Source organism: uncultured Gimesia sp. (assembly GCF_937919775.1).
GTDB lineage: Bacteria > Planctomycetota > Planctomycetia > Planctomycetales > Planctomycetaceae > Gimesia.
This window is the reverse complement of sequence record NZ_CALFPF010000746.1, coordinates 1-5,714: the sequence shown is the minus strand read 5'-3', so window position 1 is coordinate 5,714 and position 5,714 is coordinate 1. Positions and strand designations below refer to the sequence as shown.

The 5,714-nt window shown below is 53.0% G+C and carries 4 protein-coding genes; 1 reads left to right on the top strand and 3 read right to left on the bottom strand.

Annotated features, from left to right (window positions below):
- Positions 1-127: 127 nt before the first annotated feature.
- Complete coding sequence (locus tag Q0294_RS21185; protein WP_299469429.1) at positions 128-949, bottom strand: hypothetical protein; 822 nt, start codon at positions 947-949, stop codon at positions 128-130.
- A gap of 348 nt (positions 950-1,297) precedes the next feature.
- Here Q0294_RS21185 and Q0294_RS21180 point away from each other — a divergent pair, with 348 nt between their 5' ends.
- A complete protein-coding gene (locus tag Q0294_RS21180; protein ID WP_299469427.1) occupies positions 1,298-1,969 on the top strand; it encodes a hypothetical protein in 672 nt (223 codons plus the stop codon).
- Positions 1,970-1,989: 20 nt separating this feature from the next.
- On the opposite strand, the gene Q0294_RS21175 is transcribed toward Q0294_RS21180, so the two are convergent.
- A complete protein-coding gene (locus tag Q0294_RS21175) occupies positions 1,990-3,447 on the bottom strand; it encodes a DUF1501 domain-containing protein (RefSeq protein WP_299469425.1) in 1,458 nt (485 codons plus the stop codon).
- A gap of 4 nt (positions 3,448-3,451) precedes the next feature.
- A partial coding sequence (locus Q0294_RS21170; protein WP_299469423.1) for a DUF1553 domain-containing protein occupies positions 3,452-5,714 on the bottom strand: 2,263 nt, incomplete at its 5' end.

Below are 5,714 nucleotides of genomic sequence, written 5' to 3'. Positions count from 1 at the left end.
ACTGATCAGGTAGATGCTCAAAAAGAAGCGTATTCTGAACATTTGACGGATGGCTAAAGAGCGTTATTTCGATGCGTTGCTTATTTATAAAGCTACACCAGGAGAAATGACGTATTGGTTTTTCTAATTAAACCACAACGCGACCATTCGAAATGATTCGATCTAATTCTCGATGCCCATTTTCGGAGCTGTCGGACGGGCCGAAGTTCGTTAAAGCCATACCTGCCCGATCTACTCCCGGGCCTAATGTGAAGTTTTGTTCGTCGATTCGAAGGTTGCGGTCGTGAAGATTATTTGGTGTGACTTCGATCAATTGAAGTCTTGAAAATTCATGTGCGGCAAGTCGAGACACAGCAGCCACTGCAGTTACTCCGTAAGACGAATTGCCCGCCGTGGTTATAAGTCTAATTGAAACGGAACGATCGACGGACGCAAGAAACATAGGAAAAAAGTCTGGCTTGAGATATCGATCGAAGTAGTCAAGCCGATTTTTTACTGACACAAATGCTTCCTTAATTTTAAGATATGACGTAAACGGGGTGTTTGCCTGAAATACAACCGGTTGCCATTCTATTGGGATATGTTCGATAAGCTCAAAAAAGGTTCCCCTTGATTCACTGATCTGTTGACTAAATCGACCTTGAAGTAAGTCTAAATCATTTTTGAGTGTTTCGTCATTTAGAAGATTGTATATTCGTTGCCAACACCTTTCGGGTACGTGTGATATGTCTTGGAATTCTTGATTAAAGATAAGGTCTGGTGCAAATGTCGTGAATTCCTTTACGTACTTCCTCCACGTTGAGTCTCCCGAACGAACTTTCGCAACTGCAATTCGATACTCAGCAACCGAAGGTGTGTCAGTTGCATTGGCAAGAGCTTCAAGAGGCTGTATCAGAAGCCCGAATTCATAAATGAGCTGGTTCTTTTGATGAGCTTTCTCGTTCGCCATGTACATTTTCCTCAACGGTGCTTGATTCCTAACTATTGATTAGGCTGAATCTAATTCTGTTTAAATCTAACAAGAGTACGGATTGTTATCAATTAAGACCTGTTAGGAAAGAAAGTTCTCGAAACAGACCTGACAAGTCTGACAGTGAAAAAATGCGACAACTTCAACTCTAAATCATACTAATCGATCACTACTTCCTGATCTTCACCTCGCCTGGTTGGTGCCCTTCTGTATGATGGGCGGGTTGTTTTTCTGCCTGCGGCACGTGGCTTTGTTTGGGGCGGTGGCTCAGAGGTTGTGAGATTTTGCTGTCTGTTTCCTGCTCGCTGCGCTCGGGTCGAATTTTATTTGGGGTTACCCATTTTATTGCTGGTGGAGGCTGGTTGCTCGATCACTGTTGGCGAGCCAACAGTGCCACCCGGAAATTTTATTGAGATAGGACATGTGATGCTGATTCGTGTGTGTTTGTTGAGATTTTCTGCTCGTTGCGTTTGGGGCTGCCCCTTGTTTGTTGTTTGCATTATTTCTGTGTGGATTCTGGAAATCGGTGCTGGTTTTGCGGGCGGCCACATGGGGCCGTTCCTATTTTGGGGATCGCTGATTGAAAGGGTTGAGTGGATGCTGTTTTTAATGGGGCTGCCTGTTGTCCTCTTGATGGTGGTTGATTTTCAACAAGGGCGTGGGGCGGTCAAGGGGGAGCGACGTACATTGTGTGGCGAAGGGGTGCGGATTTGTGTTGGGGCTGTGGCGGGGCTGGTTGGCAGGGGGGTGGGTGTGAGGCGGTGTGTGTCGACGCGCATTACTTTGAGAGGCTGTTTTTTGACAAATGTGGCTGAAACGAGGGGCTTTTATGGTGCTGAAGTTCTCAGTGGTTCTGGTTCTTCAGCTGAACCTGTGGTGTTCTCGCGCGCGACACACAACGGGGTGAATCTTGGCGAACGTCGGGTGGGCGTCAAGGGGATTTTATTCAGTCGACGATTCATCGATGCAGGTGAACTTCAAGCAGGAAGATCGGTATGACAGGTTTCACTATTCCGTTCTCAAGCCAGAATGTCTTTCAGCAGATGATCTTCATCCGCGGGGCCGATGAGTCGCTGGTCCAAGCCCTGGTAGGGGACTTTCAGTTTTCTCGCATGGAGGCCGGTGAGGTGCAGGATGGTGGATTGCAGATCGCGGACGCTGGTTTTCTTTTCTGCGATGAAGTAACCGAGTTCGTCGGTTTCGCCGTAGGACATGCCCCCTTTGACTCCGCCGCCGGCCATCCAGATGGTGTAGCAGTGCGGGTGATGATCGCGGCCGAGGAATTTGGAGCCGTTGCGTTCTTCGTTCATCGAGGTGCGTCCGAATTCGCCGCTCCAGACGATCAGCGTTTCATCGAGCAGGCCGCGCTGTTTGAGGTCGGTGATCAAGGCGTACATCGGCCGGTCGATGTCTTTTGTTTTAGTGGGAACGCCGGTGATGAGGTCGTTGCCCGCGCCGGTGCCGTGCATGTCCCAGCCGTAATCGAACAGTTGTATAAAACGCACGCCCCGTTCGACCATGCGTCGGGCGAGCAGGCAGTTGTTCGCAAACGAAGGCGAACCGCCCGTCGTGCCATAGAGGTCGTGCGTTTCTTTGGTTTCGCTGGCGAGATCAACGGCTTCAGGGACCGACATCTGCATGCGGAAGGCGAGTTCGTATTGATTGATGCGGGTCAGCGTTTCCGGATTGCCGAACTGTTTGAGTTCGAATTCATTCAGCGATTTGAGCGCATCCAGACTGCGGCGGCGGACGTCGCGGTTGATGCCTTGGGGGTTCGTGACGTAGAGAATCGGGTCACCCGTAGTACGGCATTGTACGCCCTGATACACGGACGGCAGGAAGCCGCTGCCCCAGAGACTTTTTCCGCCACTGGGATCGCTGCCGCCGCTGAGCAGGACCATGAAACCGGGCAGGTTTTTGTTTTCGGAACCGAGACCGTAGGTGATCCAGGAACCCATCGACGCACCCCCGAAACGGGGAGAGCCGGTATAGAGGAAGAGTTGGGCGGGCGCGTGGTTGAATTGGTCGGTGTGCATCGACTTGATGACGGTGACGTCGTCGGCGACGTTCTGGAAGTTCGGCAGGAGTTCGCTCATCCACGTTCCCGATTCGCCGCACTGCTGGAATTTGTAAGGCGTGCCCAGCATTTTGGGATGCCCTTTGATGAAGGGGAAGCCGCGTCCTTTCAGAAAGGAATCGGGGCAGGGCTGCATGTTGCGTTTGATCAGTTCGGGTTTATAGTCGAACAGTTCCTGTTGCGGAGGGGAACCGGCCATGTGTAGAAAGATGACGCTTTTCGCTTTGGCGGGCATGCGGAATTTGGGTGCATGCGAATCGGCGTTCTCGGGCGTGTTGGCGGAGACACTCTGGTTGTCTGCCAGCAGCGCGCCCAGCGCCATCGCACCGATGCCGGTGGAACCCTGCGCGAGGAAGTGGCGCCTCGTGACGGCCTGCAGTTGTTGTTGGTTAAGATTCATGACTTTATCCTTTGGTGAGAACACCATCCATATTCAGGAGGACGTTGGCAATGACGGTCCAGGCTGCCAGTTCCGCTTTGTCGTATTGATCGGGGAGAGGATTCGACGCATTCTCTACGAGTTTCGCTGCTTCCTCGGGATGCGCTTTGTAGTAGGCCAGTTCGGATTCATATAGTTTCAGTAACGGTTCGATCTGTTCCGGCTGAGCGGGGCGAATCAAACAGAGTTTCAAGCCGTATTCGATGCGTTCGCTTGGTGTGGAGCCGCCTTCTTTGAAGATTCGCAAGCCGAGTGCCTGAGAGATTTCGATGAAAACGGGGTCGTTTAACGTGATCATCGCCTGTAATGGCGTGTTGGTGCTGATGCGGCGGATCGTACAGATTTCCCGGCTCGGGGCATCGAAGGTGGCCATCGAAGGGTAAGGGACGGTGCGCCGCCAGAAGGTGTAAAGGCCTCTGCGGAAACGGTCGTCGCCTTTGCTGGTGGCCCAGGTGCGCTGTCCGTTAAATGCGGCGCGCCAGATGCCTTCGGGTTGAACGGGATAGACGGAAGGGCCGCCGACTTTTTGATTGAGCAGACCGCTTAAGGCGAGTGCCTGATCGCGAATCATTTCGGCTTCGAGACGGTAACGCGGTCCGCGCGAGAGGAGTTGATTACGCGGGTCTTTCGCAAGGTGCTCGGGGGTGGTTGTGGAATCCTGTTGATAGGTCTTCGACATGACAATTGTTTTGAGCAGCGCTTTCCGGTTCCAGCCGTTGCGGATAAATTCGGTGGCCAGCCAGTCGAGCAGATCGGGATGGCTGGGAAGTTCGCCTTGCGTGCCAAAATCTTCTTCGGTCACCACCAGACCGGCACCGAATAACTGAGACCAGTAACGATTGACGGCGACGCGGGCGGTCAGCGGGTTTTCCGGCGACGTGAGCCACTTGGCGACGGCGATGCGGTTGCTGGGAACTTTTTCGGGTGGGGGATTGAAAGCACTCAGCAGCGCGGGTTCGACGACATCGCCGGGAGAAAGAAAGCTGCCTCGGACCATGATGTAGGTTTTGCGTTGTTTGTCGGTCGGCAGTTCTTCCATGATCGGGAGCTGCGGAAAAGCAGGTTTGGATTTCTGGAGCTGCGCGATCTGATCGCGCGTCGGTTTCAGCAGCGGAGCGATACCGCGGTAATACGTCGACAACTTTTGCTGTTGTTCGGGCGTGCGGTCTTCCGGTTTGAGATCGACGATGGCGAGAATGTCGTCGGCGACTTTGAGTCGCGGTTCAAGTTTTGATTCGGTCGTGTAAGAAAGGCGGAAATGTCCTAACGCGTACTGCGGGTCTTTATAGTCGTGAGCCAGCTTGATGATCAGACGCTGTTTGCCTGTTGACGCAGCAGGCGTATTTTCGGCGATGAAGTACGCGCTGTTTGTTTTTCCGAACTGAGCAGCAATGCCCCAGCCTTTCTGGTCTTTGCTGGCGGGATCGAGGGCGTCGGTCACCGGGAAGCCGGTTTGCGAGAAAGAAGCAAACGCACGTTTGAGCGGAATTGTTTTACGGCTGGATACCGCGAGGGTGGCACTCGGTTTGGGGGGCGCGGCTACGATGGTTTGCCAGATGACATTACGTTTTCCGTCGAGCAGGCTGACTTTGAAGTTGGCAAGTCGCTCACCAGAGCCGTCCGAACGGTTCCAGATGGCGATCCGCTCGACGGGGGTTTCCGCTTTCAGATCGAGTTCCCACCAGGGTTTGACGGTGGTGTCGGTGTGGGTGGTTGATTTCGCATTGAAAAAGTGGCCGTCGGTATTACCATCGATGGCCAGATTCGCCGTGCCATCGTGCGTGGTGCTCGACTGCGAAGCGACGCCTTGACCGGTGATATTTTTGTCCGCCTGAAAGACTTCGACTTCCGCCAGAGAGAGAATCTGTTTCTGGTCTCCCTGATGTTCAATTCTCAGGAACTGACCTTTGACGGGGGTGTCTTCCGTCTGGGCGGGCAGGCTTTCGACGTTGATGTTTGACAGAACAAAATTGCCATCCTTGGCGCGGCCCGGTCCGTTTGAAGGCAGAGTTTTATCGGGTATCACTTCCAGTCGCAGCGCTTTGAACGCCGGGACATCAAGTTCTGTTTCAATGACGTAGCTCTCTTTCGACGCAGGCCCTGTCGCCAGGATGGAGCCATCTTCCTGAATTTGAAACTTCGTTGTCGGGACAGAAGATTTGACTGAGAGCGGCGTGAGAACATTCCAGTTCGGTTTCGCGTGCAGTGTCGTTTCCCACTGCTGCTGT

Excerpts from the sequence above, each read along its gene's own strand:
- Q0294_RS21175 (WP_299469425.1), bottom strand. The coding sequence starts at position 3,447 with ATGAATCTTAACCAACAACAACTGCAGGCCGTCACGAGGCGCCACTTC.
- Q0294_RS21185 (WP_299469429.1), bottom strand. The coding sequence starts at position 949 with ATGGCGAACGAGAAAGCTCATCAAAAGAACCAGCTCATTTATGAATTC.